This is a genomic window from Pseudomonas sp. TE4620, from assembly GCF_056279045.1.
Genome location: NZ_JBWBQO010000001.1, coordinates 3,912,122 through 3,928,758 on the forward strand (window position 1 = coordinate 3,912,122; position 16,637 = coordinate 3,928,758).

The 16,637-nt window shown below is 62.8% G+C and carries 15 protein-coding genes and 1 pseudogene; 6 read left to right on the top strand and 10 right to left on the bottom strand.

Annotation, left to right across the window (positions count from 1 at the left end):
• Positions 1-247: 247 nt before the first annotated feature.
• The 6 genes and pseudogenes from lepB to rpoE all read right to left on the bottom strand — a co-directional run bounded on the left by lepB (position 248) and on the right by rpoE (position 6,884).
• Positions 248-1,102 (bottom strand): signal peptidase I, encoded by an 855-nt coding sequence (gene lepB, locus ACZ9A3_RS18070; RefSeq protein WP_045197633.1) that lies wholly within the window; start codon positions 1,100-1,102, stop codon positions 248-250.
• A gap of 5 nt (positions 1,103-1,107) precedes the next feature.
• Positions 1,108-2,908 (bottom strand): annotated as a pseudogene (gene lepA, locus ACZ9A3_RS18075) (translation elongation factor 4).
• 192 nt (positions 2,909-3,100) lie between these two features.
• Positions 3,101-4,498: a DegQ family serine endoprotease gene (locus tag ACZ9A3_RS18080; protein WP_176794323.1), complete on the bottom strand. Its 1,398-nt coding sequence runs from the start codon at positions 4,496-4,498 to the stop codon at positions 3,101-3,103.
• A gap of 204 nt (positions 4,499-4,702) precedes the next feature.
• The gene (locus tag ACZ9A3_RS18085) at positions 4,703-5,668 is read right to left on the bottom strand and encodes a MucB/RseB C-terminal domain-containing protein (protein ID WP_045197627.1); all 966 of its coding nucleotides are present in this window, start codon (positions 5,666-5,668) and stop codon (positions 4,703-4,705) included.
• A 12-nt stretch (positions 5,669-5,680) separates the two neighbouring features.
• Complete coding sequence (locus ACZ9A3_RS18090; RefSeq protein WP_038999040.1) at positions 5,681-6,271, bottom strand: RseA family anti-sigma factor; 591 nt, start codon at positions 6,269-6,271, stop codon at positions 5,681-5,683.
• 31 nt (positions 6,272-6,302) lie between these two features.
• Complete coding sequence (rpoE, locus tag ACZ9A3_RS18095; protein ID WP_010220971.1) at positions 6,303-6,884, bottom strand: RNA polymerase sigma factor RpoE/AlgU; 582 nt, start codon at positions 6,882-6,884, stop codon at positions 6,303-6,305.
• Between the two features lie 432 nt (positions 6,885-7,316).
• On the opposite strand from rpoE, the gene nadB reads away from it, so the two are divergent.
• The gene (gene nadB / locus ACZ9A3_RS18100; RefSeq protein WP_045197623.1) at positions 7,317-8,933 is read left to right on the top strand and encodes an L-aspartate oxidase; all 1,617 of its coding nucleotides are present in this window, start codon (positions 7,317-7,319) and stop codon (positions 8,931-8,933) included.
• Here the strand turns inward: nadB and ACZ9A3_RS18105 are convergent.
• Together ACZ9A3_RS18105 and ACZ9A3_RS18110 are read right to left on the bottom strand one after the other, a co-directional pair.
• Positions 8,902-9,354: a protein YgfX gene (locus tag ACZ9A3_RS18105; RefSeq protein WP_093380053.1), complete on the bottom strand. Its 453-nt coding sequence runs from the start codon at positions 9,352-9,354 to the stop codon at positions 8,902-8,904. The two genes, nadB and ACZ9A3_RS18105, sit on opposite strands and share 32 nt — an antisense overlap.
• Positions 9,338-9,592, bottom strand: coding sequence for an FAD assembly factor SdhE (locus tag ACZ9A3_RS18110; RefSeq protein WP_045185642.1), 255 nt, complete (start codon positions 9,590-9,592; stop codon positions 9,338-9,340). The genes ACZ9A3_RS18105 and ACZ9A3_RS18110 overlap by 17 nt, the downstream gene beginning before the upstream one ends.
• 165 nt (positions 9,593-9,757) lie before the next feature.
• Between ACZ9A3_RS18110 and ygfZ the strand changes: the two genes are divergently transcribed.
• The gene (gene ygfZ / locus ACZ9A3_RS18115; protein WP_476252973.1) at positions 9,758-10,699 is read left to right on the top strand and encodes a CAF17-like 4Fe-4S cluster assembly/insertion protein YgfZ; all 942 of its coding nucleotides are present in this window, start codon (positions 9,758-9,760) and stop codon (positions 10,697-10,699) included.
• Positions 10,700-10,754: 55 nt separating this feature from the next.
• Positions 10,755-11,561 carry an HDOD domain-containing protein gene (locus tag ACZ9A3_RS18120; RefSeq protein ID WP_045197617.1) on the top strand — a complete coding sequence of 269 codons (807 nt, stop codon included), beginning with the start codon at positions 10,755-10,757 and terminating at the stop codon, positions 11,559-11,561.
• Here the strand turns inward: ACZ9A3_RS18120 and ACZ9A3_RS18125 are convergent.
• Together ACZ9A3_RS18125 and ACZ9A3_RS18130 are read right to left on the bottom strand one after the other, a co-directional pair.
• Positions 11,558-12,937, bottom strand: coding sequence for a sensor histidine kinase (locus ACZ9A3_RS18125; RefSeq protein WP_045197615.1), 1,380 nt, complete (start codon positions 12,935-12,937; stop codon positions 11,558-11,560). The genes ACZ9A3_RS18120 and ACZ9A3_RS18125 overlap by 4 nt on opposite strands.
• Entirely contained in the window at positions 12,930-13,601 is a 672-nt protein-coding gene (locus ACZ9A3_RS18130; protein WP_045197613.1) for a response regulator, read from the bottom strand. The genes ACZ9A3_RS18125 and ACZ9A3_RS18130 overlap by 8 nt, the downstream gene beginning before the upstream one ends.
• Positions 13,602-13,802: 201 nt before the next feature.
• Between ACZ9A3_RS18130 and ACZ9A3_RS18135 the strand changes: the two genes are divergently transcribed.
• From ACZ9A3_RS18135 to ACZ9A3_RS18145, 3 genes are all read left to right on the top strand, one after another.
• Positions 13,803-15,092, top strand: a complete 1,290-nt coding sequence (locus ACZ9A3_RS18135) for an OprD family porin (RefSeq protein ID WP_476252974.1) — start codon at positions 13,803-13,805, stop codon at positions 15,090-15,092.
• Positions 15,093-15,126: 34 nt separating this feature from the next.
• On the top strand, positions 15,127-16,107 hold the full coding sequence (locus ACZ9A3_RS18140; RefSeq protein WP_045197609.1) for a Bug family tripartite tricarboxylate transporter substrate binding protein: 981 nt from the start codon (positions 15,127-15,129) through the stop codon (positions 16,105-16,107).
• A 70-nt stretch (positions 16,108-16,177) separates the two neighbouring features.
• Positions 16,178-16,636 carry a tripartite tricarboxylate transporter TctB family protein gene (locus ACZ9A3_RS18145; RefSeq protein ID WP_045197606.1) on the top strand — a complete coding sequence of 153 codons (459 nt, stop codon included), beginning with the start codon at positions 16,178-16,180 and terminating at the stop codon, positions 16,634-16,636.
• Position 16,637 lies beyond the last annotated feature (1 nt).

Sequence of the window (16,637 nt, forward strand, 5' to 3'; positions counted from 1 at the left end):
GTGTACCCACGCGCAGTTCGTGGCCGAAATTCAGCCCGCACGCCTGGGCGCGGGGCTCACACTTTGCAACTCGGTACGCCGCCATCGGGGCTACCGTCGGATTTAACGCATTGTTCAAATCAACATCCTGAAAGACTGTTTGGCTCATGCTCGCTGGCCGGGGTGATCGGTTGCATCCAGGCTTCCCTGAACACAGCCTATGCCAGAAACGCATTCGGCGCTGTCCCAGGACAGCGCCGTTGTAGTGTTACTTGATCAGGCCGACCCGCGACAGGTTCGGGAAGTGGCTCAGTTTAGGCTCTGGCCAGCTCATCCAGACCGCAAAGGCCTTGCCGACGATGTTCTGGTCCGGGACCATGCCGTGCAGTTCCTTGGGAATGTTGGGATCATCCCAGTAACGGCTGTCGTTGGAGTTGTCGCGGTTGTCGCCCATCATGAAGTAATGGCCGGCCGGGACTGTCCATTGCTGGTCAGGCGGCATGCGGTAGCGGCTCATTTCCTTGCGGATCAGGTGCTCGGCTTCACCGAGCTTTTCCTTGTACAGCTCGGCGCTGCCCAGGGTACCCGGCTCGGTGCCGACCAGCTGCTCGGCGATCGCCTGACCGTTGACGAACAGCTTCTTGTCGCTGGTGTAGCGAATCTGATCGCCCGGCAGGCCAACCACACGCTTGATGTAGTTGACGTTCGGGTCGCTCGGGTAGCGGAACACCATGACATCGCCACGCTGCGGATCACCCACCTCGATGACCTTCTTGTCGATCACCGGCAGGCGGATCCCGTAAGAGAACTTGTTCACCAGGATGAAGTCGCCCACTTCCAGGGTCGGCTTCATCGACCCCGAAGGGATCTGGAACGGCTCGATCAGGAACGAGCGCAGCACCAGGACGATGAACAGCACCGGGAAGAACGATTTACCGTACTCGACCAGCAACGGTTCCTTGTTCAGGCGCTCGACCACTGCCATTTCTGGCTGGCTGACGCTGCCCTGATAGTTGGCGATCGCCGAACGCCGGCGCGGGGCCAGGAACAGCAGGTCGACCAGGGCCAACAGACCGCAGACGGCGACGGCGATGACAAGCAACAGCGGGAAATTTAGCGACATAGGACCTAACTATCCAACCTGAGCACGGCGAGGAAGGCTTCTTGTGGGATTTCCACGTTACCGACCTGTTTCATGCGTTTCTTACCGGCCTTCTGCTTCTCCAACAGCTTGCGCTTACGGCTAACGTCACCACCGTAGCATTTGGCCAGTACGTTCTTTCTGAGCGCCTTGACAGTCGTACGCGCAACAATCTGCCCGCCAATGGCGGCCTGGATTGCCACATCGAACATCTGCCGAGGAATCAGTTCCTTCATCTTCTCGGTCAATGCGCGGCCCTTGTAGTGCGCATTGTCGCGGTGCACGATCAGCGCCAGGGCGTCGACCTTGTCACCGTTGATCAGTACATCGAGCTTGACCAGGTTAGCCGACTGGTAGCGGTCGAAATGATAGTCCAGCGAGGCGTAGCCGCGGCTGGTGGACTTCAGGCGGTCGAAGAAGTCCAGTACCACTTCGTTCATCGGCAGGTCGTAGCGTACTTGCACCTGCGAGCCGAGGAACTGCATGTCGCGCTGTACGCCACGCTTCTCGATGCACAGGGTAATGACGTTGCCCAGGTGCTCCTGCGGCACCAGGATGGTGGCCGATACGATCGGCTCACGGAAGTCTTCGACCGAGGACACGTCCGGCAGCTTCGACGGGTTGTCGACGTAGATGGTTTCGCCGGTCTTGAGCTTGACCTCGAAGATTACGCTCGGCGCGGTGGTGATCAGGTCCAGGTCGTACTCGCGCTCCAGGCGCTCCTGGATGATCTCCATGTGCAGCATGCCGAGGAAGCCGCAACGGAAGCCGAAGCCCAGGGCGTCGGAGCTTTCCGGCAGGTACTGCAGCGACGAGTCGTTCAGGGTCAGTTTCTGCAATGCATCACGAAAATCTTCGAAATCATCGGAACTGACCGGGAACAGACCGGCATACACCTGCGGTTGAATACGTTTGAAGCCTGGCAGCACCTCGACCTCGGGGGTCGTGCTCAGGGTCAGGGTGTCACCCACCGGCGCGCCGTGAATGTCCTTGATGCTGGCGATGATGAAGCCTACTTCGCCGGCCTTGAGATCAGCGGTCTGGGTGTGCTTGGGGGTGAACACACCGACGCTGTCGACCAGGTGGACCTTGCCGGTGGACTTGACCAGGATCTTGTCGCCCTTCTTCACCCGGCCGTGACGGACACGCACCAGGGAGACAACGCCCAGGTAGTTGTCGAACCAGGAGTCGATGATCAGCGCCTGCAGCGGCGCCTCGATGTCACCGGTAGGCGCCGGGATGGTGTGCACCAGGCGCTCGAGCACCTCGTCGACGCCCATGCCGCTCTTGGCACTGCAGGCCACGGCGTCGGTGGCGTCGATACCGATGATCTTCTCGATCTCGTCCTTGACCTTGTCCGGGTCGGCCTGGGGCAGGTCCATCTTGTTCAGTACCGGCATGACCTCAAGGCCCTGCTCGATGGCGGTGTAGCAGTTGGCGACCGACTGGGCTTCTACACCCTGGCCGGCGTCGACCACCAGCAAGGCACCTTCACAGGCCGCCAGCGAGCGGCTGACTTCGTAGGTGAAGTCAACGTGGCCGGGGGTGTCGATGAAGTTCAGCTGATAGGTTTTGCCGTCTTGCGCCTTGTAGTGCAGGGTGACGCTGTGGGCTTTGATGGTGATACCGCGTTCACGCTCCAGGTCCATGGAATCGAGTACCTGGGCCTCCATTTCACGCGCAGTCAGGCCACCGCACATCTGAATGAAGCGGTCGGCCAGGGTCGACTTGCCATGGTCAATGTGGGCGATGATGAGAGAAATTGCGGATATGACTCAAATCACTCACGGGTCAACACTCAAAAAGGCTGCGGGCCGGACGCCCACCGAAAAATAGCCGGGAATTGTACCTGAAGCTTGACGTTGGCGTCACGTGAACTGTGGGTACCGCGATTGTGGGAAATCGGTGCATGCCCCGGGAAACCTGCGCGGCGCCCAGAAAAAAGGGCAGCCGAGGCTGCCCTTTTCTGCTCAAGCCGGCTTATTCAGCCAGTTTGAAGGTGATGAAGCTGGCGCGCCCCTGACGCAGGACGCGCATCGACACCGAACGGTTCTTCGGCAGCTCTTTGGCGATTTCGGTGAACTGCTTGGCCGAAAGGATCGCCTGGTTGTTCAGATGACTGATGACGTCGCCCGGACGCAGGCCGATCAGCGCTGCCGGACCGTCCTGGACTTCCTTGATGACCACGCCGCCCTTGAGCTCGAGGGACTTCTTCTGCTCGGCGGTCAGGTCGGCCACCGACACACCCAGGCGGTTGCTGCTGCGCTCGACGCCGCCATTGGCGTTGGTGGTGATGTCGGCATCTTCATCCGGCAGTGCGCCGATGGTGATGTCCAGCGACTGGCGTTTGCCATTGCGGATGATGTCGAGCTTGGCCTTGGCGCCATCCTTGAGGCCACCGACCAGGTGCGGCAGGTCGGCAGACATGACGATCGGCTGACCGTTCATGCTCAGGATCACGTCACCGACCTGCAGGCCACCCTTGGCGGCCGGGCCATCTTCCAGCACCTGGGCGACCAGGGCACCGGCCGGCTTGTCGAGACCGAAGGACTCAGCCAGGTCCTTGTTGACCTCCTGAATCACCACGCCCAGCCAGCCGCGGCTGACCTTGCCGTCTTTCTTCAGCTGATTGGAAACATCCAGCGCGACATCGATCGGGATGGCGAACGACAGGCCCATGAAGCCACCGGAACGGGTGAAGATCTGCGAGTTGATACCCACCACTTCGCCGTTCATGTTGAACAGCGGGCCACCGGAGTTACCCGGGTTGATCGCCACGTCGGTCTGGATGAATGGCACGTAGGTGTCGTTGGGCAGGGTGCGGCCCTTGGCACTGACGATACCTTTGGTCACCGAATGGTCGAAGCCGAACGGCGAACCGATGGCCAGCACCCACTCACCGACCTTGAGCTTCTCGGAGTCACCCAGCTTGACGGTCGGCAGGTCCTTGCCTTCGACCTTGAGCAGGGCCACGTCGGTGCGCGGGTCGGTGCCGACCAGCTTGGCCTGCAGCTCGCTGCGGTCCGACAGGCGGACGATGATCTCATCGGCGTCGGCGACCACATGGTTGTTGGTCAGCACGTAACCGTCGCTGGAGATGATGAAGCCCGAACCCAGCGATTGCGCTTCACGCTGGCGGTCACCGCGCGGCGAACGCGGCGTCTGCGGCATGTTGCGCTCGAAGAATTCGCGGAACATCGGCGGCAGGCCTTCAAGATCAGGCATCTGCCCGGCGGCGTACTTGCGGTCCGGCAGTTTCTGCTTGGTACTGATGTTCACCACCGCAGGCGAGGCCTGCTCGACCAGGGTGGTGAAGTCCGGCAGGGCTTCGGCCTGGGCGGTGAGCACCTGACCGAGCATGAACACGGCGGCGACCATCGATAGGTAGGTTTTCAAGCGTGGTATTGACATACGGCTCCCGTCACAACGAGCGTGGTTAGCAGTAGGGACCTGCAGAAGCAGGAAAGGCCAGCCCCCGAAAGGACTGACCTATAGAAAAATTCTGGAGTTTTTGCAAACTGCAAAGCTTGCCAATCATGTCAGCCAAGCAATCCTCGACCTGTCAGCCTCATTGCCTGCGCCTCATTTTTTAGCCTGGGCATCCTGGGCGCGCATGGACAGCGCAATGCGTTCGGCGGTGCCGATAGGGATCTCGCCCACCACAGTCACCATCATTTCGCCCTGGGGCGTGGTCAGGCGCCGCGAGACGGCGACCGTCGGGCCCAGCTGCGTGCGGATATCGGCGGCCGAGCCTTTGTCGAGGGCTTCGACGAACACCGAAAAGCGCGCCAGGCCGTCGTCGTACATCAGGCTGCTGACGGCATTCTTGCTTTGCGGGTCCTTGCGCACGGAGCTGGTGATCAGCTCGAATCCAGGTGGCAACCAGTCCGATCGCCAGCCGGTGACAGGTTGTGCAGCCTGCGCGGTCAGTTGGGCAACCGGCTTGCAGATGCCACTGGCCTTGAGCTGTTCATCGCTTGGTGCGACGGCGGTATTCAGGCGAGTGAACTGGAAACGCTCGAGCAATCGCCCACCGTCGTCGAGCATCAACGACTTGAGCGGCAGCCCGGTGTCTTTATCCAGGTGCAGCTCGAAGGCATAGCGGTGTTGATCACGCGGGGTAAGGGTGACGATTACCGCTTCACGGTCGGCCACCCGCGATTTGCCGGCGACCCCGAGGTCGTACCAGCTCATCAGTTTCAGAGGATCAAGCACTCGCGCCGCAGACTCCGGCGTGTTGGCCACTCCCGGTACCAGGGCCCCGCTTACGCACTGGGTCTGCCCGTCGACACGCACGACTTCCTGGGCCGAGCCATCGAGCTGCAACAGCCGCTCGCTGACTTTGCCGCTCTGGACGCGATGCCAGATGTCGTGGGTGGAGAAGCTACCGTTACGCTCGTAAACGAAAGTACCCTGATAACTCTGCTGTTGCTCGGCCTGGGCCAGACGCTTGAGCCAGTCACCTGCCTGCGCAGAGGAGTTGGCGGCAAGGGCCGGTAGCGTCAACCAGCCACCCAGCAGCAGCGGTATGAGAGGTAGCGCGCGCATGATCCTCCTTACTTAGCGATTTTCCAGGCTGGCTGCACGTGCATACGGCAGAGCGCTCTCGGTACCCTTGAGGGCTGCTTCCTGAGCATGCTGACGCAGGTAGCCAGGCAGACGCTGGTCGTGCCAGCCGGTTTGCCCCTGCAGCACGCCATTGGCCATCGGGCCTGGCTGTTCTGCACTTTCACTATAGCCTGCCAATACGGCCGGGCCCTGTGCTTGTGGCAAGCTCAGGCCTTGCTGCGCCGGTTGTTGGGCAGCCAGCTGGGCACCGCTGATTTCGTCCTGGTTGTACAGGCGTACACCGGCCAGTACCGCGACAGTCACCGAAGCGGCAACGGCCAGGCGGCCCAGGCTGCGCCAGGGTCCACGGGAGACCTTGGCCGGAGCGGCTTCATCGGCCAGGGCTGCGGATACGGCCGAGGCGATATCCAGCTGTGGCAGTACCAGCTCTTTGTGCATGGCTGCACGGGCTACCTGGTAACGCGACCAGGTGGCACGGGTTTCGGGATCATCGACGGCATTCAACACCCGTCGTAATTCCAGTTCGTCCGCTTCGTTATCCATCACCGCGGACAGCGATTCCTGCAAAGCTTCACGACTCATGGCGGTTCCTCTCTTGGCTGTCGCCGCTGTCTCAGGTTTCCTGCAACAACGGCTGCAGGGCTTTGTCTATGGCCTCCCGAGCGCGGAAGATTCGAGAGCGCACGGTACCCACCGGACACTGCATGACGCTCGCAATGTCCTCGTAACTCAGACCATCGAATTCACGTAAAGTTAACGCCGTACGCAAATCTTCTGGCAGTTGCTGGATGGTCCGATGGACGGTGCCTTCGATCTCATCTCGCAACAACGCGCGCTCGGGGGACTCCAGATCCTTGAGGCCATGATCGCCGTCGTAAAATTCCGCATCCTCGGAACTTACATCGCTGTCTGGTGGCCGCCGACCGCGGGACACCAGATAGTTTTTTGCCGTGTTGATGGCAATGCGGTACAGCCAGGTATAAAAGGCGCTGTCCCCGCGAAAATTACCAAGCGCCCGGTAAGCCTTGATGAAAGCTTCCTGCGCCACATCCTGGGCTTCATGGGTGTCGTGGACAAAACGCACGATCAACCCGAGAATCTTGTGCTGATACTTCAGCACCAACAGATCGAACGCTCGCCTGTCGCCACGCTGCACGCGCTCGACAAGCTGCTGATCCTCTTCCTGGGTTAGCATGAACACTCCTCAGTGAACTCGAAGGAGCGTTGCACCTGCCATCGTTCAGGCTTGCAACCATAGACTCGGGCTTTGCGCAAAAGTTCTCCCCTCCAAGCAAGTTTCCTGCGGCCCTTGGTCGGCTCGCACGAAAAACGCAGCGCGGTCACGGCCGGCTGCGTCGATAATCGGGTCTCGAATACGCAAACAGTGCCTTCAAGGGGCGCCTGCCATGCGTCGCCGCGGCATTGTGGCGTGCGGGCATCCTTCTATGGATATCCGTACATCACGGAAAGTTCCCACAAAAGGCTCCCTGGACTGCACAAGCGCCATTGGAAATCAGGGCCTTGGGGCTGCTATAAAGGCAGCCGGTCCAGATTCACGATAGTTTCACAATGCCATAAGCGCCTGACTATTGTGCCGATCCCCCCCTTCAGATACTAGTGTCCTGACATGAGCCAACAATTCCAACATGATGTTCTCGTGATCGGCAGCGGCGCCGCCGGCCTCAGCCTGGCCCTGACCCTCCCCGGTCACCTGCGCGTCGCCGTGCTCAGCAAGGGCGACCTCGCCAATGGCTCGACCTTCTGGGCCCAGGGCGGCGTGGCCGCGGTGCTGGACGACACCGACACGGTGCAGTCCCACGTCGAAGACACCCTCAATGCCGGTGGCGGCCTGTGTCACGAAGACGCCGTGCGCTTCACCGTTGAGCATAGCCGCGAAGCGATCCAGTGGCTGATTGACCAGGGCGTGCCCTTTACCCGCGACGAACACGCCGGCGATGAAGAAAGCGGCTTCGAGTTCCACCTGACCCGCGAAGGCGGCCACAGCCATCGGCGCATCATCCACGCCGCTGATGCCACCGGCGCGGCGATCTTCACCACCCTGCTGGCGCAAGCGCGGCTGCGGCCGAACATCGAGCTGCTGGAACAGCGAGTAGCGGTCGACCTGATTACCGAACGGCGCCTGGGCCTGGACGGCGATCGCTGCCTGGGGGCGTATGTGCTGGACCGCACCAGCGGCGAAGTCGACACCTTCGGCGCGCGCTTTACCGTGCTCGCCACCGGCGGCGCAGCCAAGGTCTACCTCTACACCAGCAACCCCGACGGCGCCTGTGGCGACGGCATTGCCATGGCCTGGCGCGCCGGTTGCCGGGTGGCCAACCTTGAGTTCAACCAGTTCCACCCGACTTGCCTGTACCACCCGCAGGCCAAGAGCTTTTTGATCACCGAAGCCCTGCGCGGCGAAGGCGGCCTGCTCAAGCTGCCCAATGGCGAGCGTTTCATGCCGCGCTTCGACCCGCGCGAAGAACTGGCCCCGCGCGACATCGTCGCCCGCGCCATCGACCATGAAATGAAGCGCCTGGGGGTGGACTGCGTCTACCTGGACATCAGCCACAAGCCGGCCGAATTCGTCAAAAGCCACTTCCCCACCGTTTACGAGCGCTGCCTGGGCTTTGGCATCGATATCACCCGCCAGCCGATCCCGGTAGTACCGGCCGCCCATTACACCTGCGGCGGGGTGATGGTCGATGAACAAGGCCTGACCGACGTGCCGGGCCTGTACGCCATCGGCGAAACCAGTTTTACCGGCCTGCACGGCGCCAACCGCATGGCCAGCAACTCGCTGCTCGAATGTTTCGTCTACGGGCGTTCAGCGGCCAACGACATCGTCGCTCGCCTGGACCAGACCGCAATGCCCCGGGCGCTGCCGTGCTGGGATGCCAGCCAGGTGACCGATTCGGACGAAGACGTGATCATCGCGCACAACTGGGACGAACTGCGGCGCTTCATGTGGGACTACGTCGGTATCGTGCGCACCAACAAGCGCCTGCAGCGCGCCGAACACCGGGTGCGTCTGCTGCTCGATGAGATCGACGAGTTTTACAGCAACTACAAAGTCAGCCGCGACCTGATTGAGTTGAGGAACCTTGCCCAGGTCGCCGAACTGATGATCCGCTCGGCCATGCAACGCAAGGAAAGCCGCGGCCTGCACTACACCCTGGATTACCCGGGCATGCTCACAGAGGCCCGCGACACTATCCTGCAGCCGCCCACCTACGCCGACTGAATTTCAGGCGCAAACGCAGGCGCCGGTGCTGCACCGGCTCCAGCGCGTCGAAGGCGATGCACTGGCCCTCGTTGAAACGCCGCCCGGCCCGGCGAAAGCGCAATACCACGCATCCGGGCAAGGCCAGGCTGTCGGGCTTGAGCTGCACCGCCTGCCAGCCCTGGGCGCGGCTGAACAACTGCCAGCCGTGGGCATCGCGGCGCAGGGCGGTAATGGCGTTGGGGTGGGTCAGCAGGATGCACCGGGGAATGACCCAGGCGCCATGCAGCAGGCACAAGGCAATGGCCGCCAGGCGCAACCACAGGGGCACCTGCAGCAGGCTCAGGGCCAGCAAGGCCAGCAGCAGGCTGGCCAGGTATGCCGCCAACAGTGCCCTTGAGCCCTGCCAGCGACATTCGAAACGCTCACTTGGGCTGGACACGGTCCAGGATGATGCGAACCATGCGTTGCAGCTCCGGGTCTTCGGACTCGCTGCGCTCCATGAACCAGCCGAACATGTCCTGGTCTTCGCAGCCGAGCAAGCGCCAGTACAGTTCCCGGTCTTCCGGGCTCAGGGTTGGAAAAACGTCCTGGCTGAAAGGAACCAGCAACACGTCCAGCTCGAGCATGCCACGGCGGCTGTGCCAAAAGAGCTTGTTGAGTTCAATTTGTTCGACCATGAAGCCCTCCAAAAATAGGCCGCCAGTATACAGAGCCAGCGCCCGAGGGACACGCGACGTTGGTCCGGACATGTGAGCAAATAATGACAGAGGCCTGTACTCAACTACCTATTTTGCCGACAGCGCTCTATCATGGGCCCCAGTCCTATCACCTTGCGATAAACCATGGCCGATTCCGCTTTTTTCTGCACCCTTTCCCACGAAGGCGTTCTCGCCGTCCGCGGCTCGGACGCCGGCAAGTTCCTGCAAGGCCAGCTGACCTGCAACATCAGTTACCTCAACGAGCATACCGCCAGCCTCGGCGCCCGCTGCATGGTCAAGGGCCGCATGCAGTCGAGCTTTCGCATCCTCTCCGAGGGCGATGGCTACTTGCTGGCGATGACCCGCGAACTGCTCGAACCGCAACTGGCCGACCTTAAAAAGTACGCAGTGTTCTCCAAGGCCAAGCTGACCGACGACAGCGCTGCCTGGGTGCGTTTCGGCCTGCACGACGGTGCAGCCGCGCTGCCGGCCCTGGGCCTGGAAGTGCCGGTGCAGACTGACGCGGTCACCCGTCACAACGGCTTGGTCGCCATTGCCGTATCGGCTGGGCGCATCGAGCTATGGGTACCTGCCGAGCAGGCCCTGGCGGTGCAAGCGCAACTGGCGGCGCAGTTGGCCGAGGCCGGGCTCAACGACTGGCTGCTCGGACAGATCCGCGCCGGAATCGGCCAGGTCATGCTGCAAACCCGCGAGCTGTTCATTCCGCAGATGATCAACCTGCAGGCCGTGGGTGGCGTGAGCTTCAAGAAAGGCTGCTACACCGGCCAGGAAATCGTCGCGCGCATGCAGTACCTGGGCAAGCTCAAGCGTCGCCAATACCGCCTGGCCCTGGCCGAGGGTGACCTGCCGCAGCCCGGTACCGAAGTGTTCTCGCCCACCCACAACTCCTCCGTTGGTGAAGTGGTACTGGCGGCCCGCAGTGAACAGGGCTGCGAACTGCTGGCCGTGCTGACCGCCGACGCGGTTGCCGACAACAACCTGCACCTGGGCAGCGCCGAAGGTCCGCGCCTGGAGCTGCTGACGCTTCCTTACGAACTGGACCGCGATCGCGAAATCCAGCGCTGAGCCTGCGCCCGCCCTGCACGGGCGGGGCACTCGTCAATTGCGGTAGAGAATCACCATGAACAAGATGGCCGAGATGATCCAGGCCCACCTGCTGAGCGCCATCGACAACGATGACCTGGTGCTGCCGACCCTGCCGGAAGTGGCCTTGAGCATTCGCGAAGCCGCCGAAGACAGCGAGATCAGCGTCAGTACCCTGAGCAAGGTGATCGGTCGCGATGCAGCGTTGTCGGCGCGCCTGATCAAGGTGGTCAACAGCCCCTTGCTGCGCGCCGCCACCGAGGTCACCGACCTGCAAACGGCCATCACCCGCCTGGGCATCAACTACAGCTGCAACCTGGCGATCGGCCTGGTGATCGAGCAGATCTTCCATGCCCGCTCGGATGTGGTTGAGCAAAAAATGCGCGAGATCTGGTCAAAAAGCCTCGAAGTGGCTGGCATCAGCTATGAGCTGTGCCTGCGATTCACCCAGCTCAAGCCGGACCAGGCAGCCCTCGCTGGCCTGGTTCATCAGATTGGCGCGCTGCCGATCCTGCTGTATGCCGAAGAGCACAACGAGCTGCTCTCCGACCCGGTCAGCCTGAACTATGTAATCGAACAGATTCACCCGGCACTGGGCGACAAGATCCTCAGCGTCTGGGAGTTCCCCGAGCAACTGGTGCACCTGCCCGGGCTGATCCAGGACCTGGATCGCGGCACCGACAAGGTCGACTACGTCGATATTGTGCAGATCGCCCAGGTACTCAGCAGCAACAGCAAGGAGCGACCGCTGGCCGCCCTGCCCGCCTACCGCCACCTTGGCCTGCCCACCGGCACTGAGCTGCAGGCCAGCGACCTGCTAAATGCCAAGGCGATGTTCCGCTAGTCAGCGCTGAAGCTGACCCGCACCTTCAAGCCGCCACGCTCACCATCGTGCAGGCTGATCTGCGCCAGGTGCGCGCGGCAGATCTCGCCGACAATCGCCAGGCCCAGGCCAGTGCCCTGGGCGCCGCGCCGGTAGAAGCGCTCGAAGACCTTTTCGCGCTCGCTTTCAGGAATCCCCGGGCCGTCGTCTTCGACTTCGAGAATGCCCGGCTCAACCACGCGCAGAATCACATCGCCCCCCTTGGGCGTATACGCCATGGCGTTATCGACCAGGTTGCTCAGCAGCTCATTGAGCAGCGTCGGCTCGCCGCGCACCCACACCGGCCCCTCGGTCTCCAGCGCCAGGGCGACGCCACGCGCATGGGCCAGCGGCGCCATGGCCATGCCCAGCTCACGGGCCAATTGGCTGAGGTCGAGCAATTGCGCGCCGCCTTCGGCAATCGCCCGGGCGCCGTTTTCGACCCGCGCCAGCGACAGCAACTGGTTGGCCAGGTGGGTCAGGCGATCGGTGCCTTGCGCGGCGGCCTCAAGGGTTTCGCGCCAGACTTGCGGCTCGTTGGAGCGCAAGCCCAGTTCGACCCGCGCCTTTAGCGCTGCCAGCGGCGTGCGCAGTTCATGGGCGGCCTCGGCGATAAACTGTGCCTGGCGCTCGAACTGGCCGCGCAAGCGTTCGGTAAAGTGGTTCAGGGCGCGCACCAGCGGGCTCAGCTCGCGCTGCACCTGGACCACCGGCAAGGCCCGCAGGTCATCGGGCTGGCGCTCCTCCACAGCGCTGCGCAAGCGCTCCAGCGGGCGCAGGGCGGCGCTGACGGCAAACCACACCAGCATCAGCGCGCCGAGGGCGAGCATACCCAGGCGCAGCAGGGTATCGGCCATCAGGCTGCGGGCCATGCGCACCCGCGCCTCTTCGGTTTCGGCCACGCGGATTTCGGCCATGCCGTTCATGTTCGGCTCGCTGACCGCCTTGAGCAGGCTGACCACGCGCACGTCCTGGCCCAGGTAACGGGCGTTGTAAAAGCGCGCCAGGGCCGGGTAATCGTCGGTGCGCGGGGTATTGGGCGGCGGCGCCGGGAGGTTTTCGTAGCCGGAGATCAAGCGCTGGTGAATATCGTTGACCTGGTAGTAGATTCGCCCGGCGCTGTCGTAGGCGAAAGTGTCCAGGGCCACGTAGGGCACATCGGCGCTGAGGGTGCCGTCGCGTTGCGACAGGCCCGCGGCGATGGTCCGTGCCGAGGCCAGCAAGGTGCGATCGTAGGCGGTGTCGGCGGCTTCACGGCCGTTCCAGTAAGCGCTCAGGCCGCTGGCCAGCATCAGCACCACCAGCAGAATTGCCAGGTTCCACAGCAGTCGCCCGCGCAGGCTGTCGCTGTTACGCATCTTTGTGCTCGAGCAGGTAGCCGAGCCCCCTGAAGGTGACGATCGCCACGGCATGGCCGTCGAGTTTCTTGCGCAGGCGGTGCACGTAGATTTCGATAGCATCGGCGCTGGCTTCTTCGTCCAGGCCGAACACCTGGGCGGCCAGTTGCTCCTTGCTCATCACCCGCCCGGGCCGCGCAATCAGTGCTTCGAGCACCGCCTGCTCGCGGGAGGTCAGGGTCAGCAGTTCTTCGCCGAGGGTGAAGCGCCGGGTATCGAGGTCGTAAACCAGTGGCCCGCAGCGCTGCTGGCGCTCTCCACCGAGCACGCTACGGCGCAGCAGGGCCTTGACCCGCGCCTCAAGCTCGGTCAGCTCGAACGGCTTGGCCAGGTAATCGTCGGCGCCCAGGTTCAGGCCATGGACCCGGTCCTTGACGTCGCTGCGCGCGGTCAGCATCAGCACCGGCACGGTCTTGCCGCGGGCCCGCAGGCGCGCCAGCACCTCGAATCCGTCCATCCGCGGCAGGCCGACATCGAGCACCGCCACGGCGTATTCCTCGCTGGCCAGGGCCAGGTCGGCGGCCACGCCATCATGCAGCACATCCACGGTCAGGCCGGTGCTTTTCAGGGCCTGGGCCACGCTTTCGGCCAGTTGCAGATGGTCTTCGACGAGCAGCACACGCATCGATTTCTCCCCTTTGCGTCGCGTTCAATGGCGCGGAGTGTACAGCCGACAGCCCGCCTGTGAAGCCTTCGGCGCAATCAAAAGCTGCTGAAAGGTTAGCGAAAGGTTCACGCCCTAGCATCCTCTCACGGCTCACTCTGCTTGCCGTAAAACCGGACCCAAGGTCCGAACTAATAAGAACAATAACGGAGTCACTCCACGATGCTGTCCATGCAGCCGCAGGCGTACGCGCCTACCCGACGTCTACCTTCCCGCCAGACCGCAGTTGCCAGCGCCCTCGCCCTTGCCGGCGTCGCCCCGTTGAGCCAGGCCGCCTTCTTCGATGACAGCAAGGCGAGCTTCGAAACCCGCAACATGTACTTCAACCGCGACTTTCGCGATGGCACCAGCGCCCAGCAATCCAAGCGTGACGAATGGGCCCAGGGCTTCATGCTCAATTTCGAGTCAGGTTATACCGACGGCACTGTAGGCTTCGGCCTGGATGCCCTGGGGATGCTCGGTATCAAGCTCGACTCAAGCCCCGACCGCACCGGCACCGGCCTGCTGCCAACCCACGACGATGGCCGCGCCGCCGACGAGTATTCCAAACTCGGCCTGACCGGCAAGGTGAAGATTTCCGCGACCGAACTCAAGATCGGCACGCTGATCCCGGAGCTGCCGACCCTGCAGCCCAACGACGGGCGCATCCTGCCGCAGACCTTCGAGGGCGGCCTGCTGACCTCGGGCGAGATCAAAAACCTGACTTTTACCGGCGGGCGCCTGGAAAAAGCCCGCGACCGCGACAGCACCAACAACGAGGACATCGCCCTCAACAACAAGAACAGCCGATTTCTTGGCACCGTCGCCGGCAACCATTTCGACATGGCCGGCCTGGACTACAGGTTCACCGACAAGATTACCGGCAGCTACCACTGGGCCCAGCTCGATGACGTCTACCGCCAGCACTTCGTCGGCCTGATCGCCTCCCAGCCGTGGGGCCCGGGCACCTTCGGCGCCGACCTGCGCATGGCCTTCAGTGACGACCAGGGCCAGGCCCGCGGTGGCAACATCGACAACACCGCGCTCAACGGCATGCTCAGCTACGGCCTGAACGGCCACAAGCTCAGCGCCGGCTACCAGCACCTGTCCGGCGACACCGCCTTACCCTATGTCGATGGCGCCGACCCGTACCTGGTCAACTTCGTACAGATCAACGACTTCGCCGGCGCCGACGAGCGCTCCTGGCAAGCCCGTTACGACTACGACTTCAGCAAGCTCGGCATCCCCGGCCTGACCTTCATGAGCCGCTACATCAGCGGCGATAATGTCAGCCTGGCCGATGGTGGCGAGGGCAAGGAGTGGGAACGCAACACCGAGTTCAAGTACGTGGTGCAAAGTGGCGCCCTGAAAAACGTCGCCGTGCGCCTGCGCAACGCCACCTTCCGCTCCAACTTCGCCCGCGATGCCGACGAAGTGCGACTGCTGGTGAGTTACAGCCTTGCGCTGTGGTAATCCCTGATAACAATAACGTTCACGGAGAGACACGATGACTTTTTCACTGCGCCGCATTGCCCTCGCCACCGGTTGCCTGCTGCTGGCCGGCAACGTTCTGGCGGGCGAACCGAAACGCCCTGAATGCATCGCCCCGGCTTCGCCCGGCGGCGGTTTCGACCTGACCTGCAAACTGGTGCAAAGCGCCCTGGTCAACGAAAAGATCCTCAGCAAACCGATGCGCGTCACCTACATGCCCGGCGGTGTCGGCGCGGTGGCCTATAACGCGGTGGTCGCCCAGCGTCCGGCCGATGCCGGCACCCTGGTGGCCTGGTCCAGTGGTTCGTTGCTGAACCTGGCCCAGGGCAAGTTCGGCCGTTTCGATGAAAACGCCGTGCGCTGGCTGGCGGCGGTAGGCACCAGCTATGGTGCCATTGCCGTGAAAAGCGATTCGCCCTACAAGACCCTCGACGACCTGGTCGCGGCGCTGAAAAAAGACCCGAGCAAGGTGGTGATCGGCTCCGGCGGCACCGTCGGCAGCCAGGACTGGATGCAGACCGCGCTGATCGCCAAGGCCGCCGGGATCAACCCGCGCGACCTGCGCTACGTGGCCCTGGAAGGCGGCGGCGAAATCGCCACGGCGCTGCTCGGCGGGCACATTCAGGTCGGCAGTACCGACATCTCCGACTCCATGCCGCACATCCAGAGCGGTGACATGCGCCTGCTTGCAGTGTTCGCCGAAACCCGCCTGGACGAGCCGGAAATGAAGGACATCCCCACCGCCAAGGAACAAGGCTACGACATCGTCTGGCCGGTGGTGCGCGGTTTCTACCTCGGGCCGAAAGTCACCGATGAAGAGTACGACTGGTGGAAAGCCTCGTTCGACAAGCTGCTGGCCTCCGAAGAGTTCGCCAAGCTGCGCGATCAGCGCGAGCTGTTCCCCTTCGCCATGACCGGTGTCGAGCTGGACACCTACGTCAAGAAGCAGGTGGCTGACTACAAGGCCCTGGCCAAGGAATTTGGCTTGATTCAATAAGCCTCTCCCCTTTCGAACGCATCGCGGGGCAAGCCCGCTCCCACTTGCCCCGCGAAAAGAGGATTCCGCAATGATCCTGCAACGTCTCTTCGCCCTGTTTTTGCTGGCGCTGTGCGCCGCCCTGGCCGTCATGGCCTGGCCCTACCAGGCAGCCTTTTCCTACGAACCGGTCGGGCCACGTGCCTATCCCTTGCTGATGCTCGGCCTGATGGCCGCCGGCCTGCTGTACCTGGCCTTTCGTCCCACGCCGATCGTGCACAAGGACGACGAACCCGAACTGGACCGCGAAACCCTGAACAAGATCGGCCTCTGCGTCGCCTTGCTGCTGGTCTTTGCCGCCACCTTCGAGCCACTGGGCTTCATTGTCAGCAGCATCCTCATCGGCGTGCCGATGGCGCGCCTGTATGGCGGGCGCTGGTTGCCCAGCGTGGTGATCATCGGCCTGATGAGCATCGCCCTGTACTGGCTGTTCGACCGTGTGATGGATGTGCCCCTGCCCCTCGGCCTGCTCGACGTTCTGGAGAACTGAC

Excerpts from the sequence above, each read along its gene's own strand:
- lepB (WP_045197633.1), bottom strand. The coding sequence starts at position 1,102 with ATGTCGCTAAATTTCCCGCTGTTGCTTGTCATCGCCGTCGCCGTCTGC.
- ACZ9A3_RS18080 (WP_176794323.1), bottom strand. The coding sequence starts at position 4,498 with ATGGTCGCCGCCGTGTTCATGCTCGGTCAGGTGCTCACCGCCCAGGCC.
- ACZ9A3_RS18085 (WP_045197627.1), bottom strand. The coding sequence starts at position 5,668 with ATGCGCGCGCTACCTCTCATACCGCTGCTGCTGGGTGGCTGGTTGACG.
- ACZ9A3_RS18090 (WP_038999040.1), bottom strand. The coding sequence starts at position 6,271 with ATGAGTCGTGAAGCTTTGCAGGAATCGCTGTCCGCGGTGATGGATAAC.
- rpoE (WP_010220971.1), bottom strand. The coding sequence starts at position 6,884 with ATGCTAACCCAGGAAGAGGATCAGCAGCTTGTCGAGCGCGTGCAGCGT.
- nadB (WP_045197623.1), top strand. The coding sequence starts at position 7,317 with ATGAGCCAACAATTCCAACATGATGTTCTCGTGATCGGCAGCGGCGCC.
- ACZ9A3_RS18110 (WP_045185642.1), bottom strand. The coding sequence starts at position 9,592 with ATGGTCGAACAAATTGAACTCAACAAGCTCTTTTGGCACAGCCGCCGT.
- ygfZ (WP_476252973.1), top strand. The coding sequence starts at position 9,758 with ATGGCCGATTCCGCTTTTTTCTGCACCCTTTCCCACGAAGGCGTTCTC.
- ACZ9A3_RS18120 (WP_045197617.1), top strand. The coding sequence starts at position 10,755 with ATGAACAAGATGGCCGAGATGATCCAGGCCCACCTGCTGAGCGCCATC.
- ACZ9A3_RS18125 (WP_045197615.1), bottom strand. The coding sequence starts at position 12,937 with ATGCGTAACAGCGACAGCCTGCGCGGGCGACTGCTGTGGAACCTGGCA.
- ACZ9A3_RS18130 (WP_045197613.1), bottom strand. The coding sequence starts at position 13,601 with ATGCGTGTGCTGCTCGTCGAAGACCATCTGCAACTGGCCGAAAGCGTG.
- ACZ9A3_RS18135 (WP_476252974.1), top strand. The coding sequence starts at position 13,803 with ATGCTGTCCATGCAGCCGCAGGCGTACGCGCCTACCCGACGTCTACCT.
- ACZ9A3_RS18140 (WP_045197609.1), top strand. The coding sequence starts at position 15,127 with ATGACTTTTTCACTGCGCCGCATTGCCCTCGCCACCGGTTGCCTGCTG.
- ACZ9A3_RS18145 (WP_045197606.1), top strand. The coding sequence starts at position 16,178 with ATGATCCTGCAACGTCTCTTCGCCCTGTTTTTGCTGGCGCTGTGCGCC.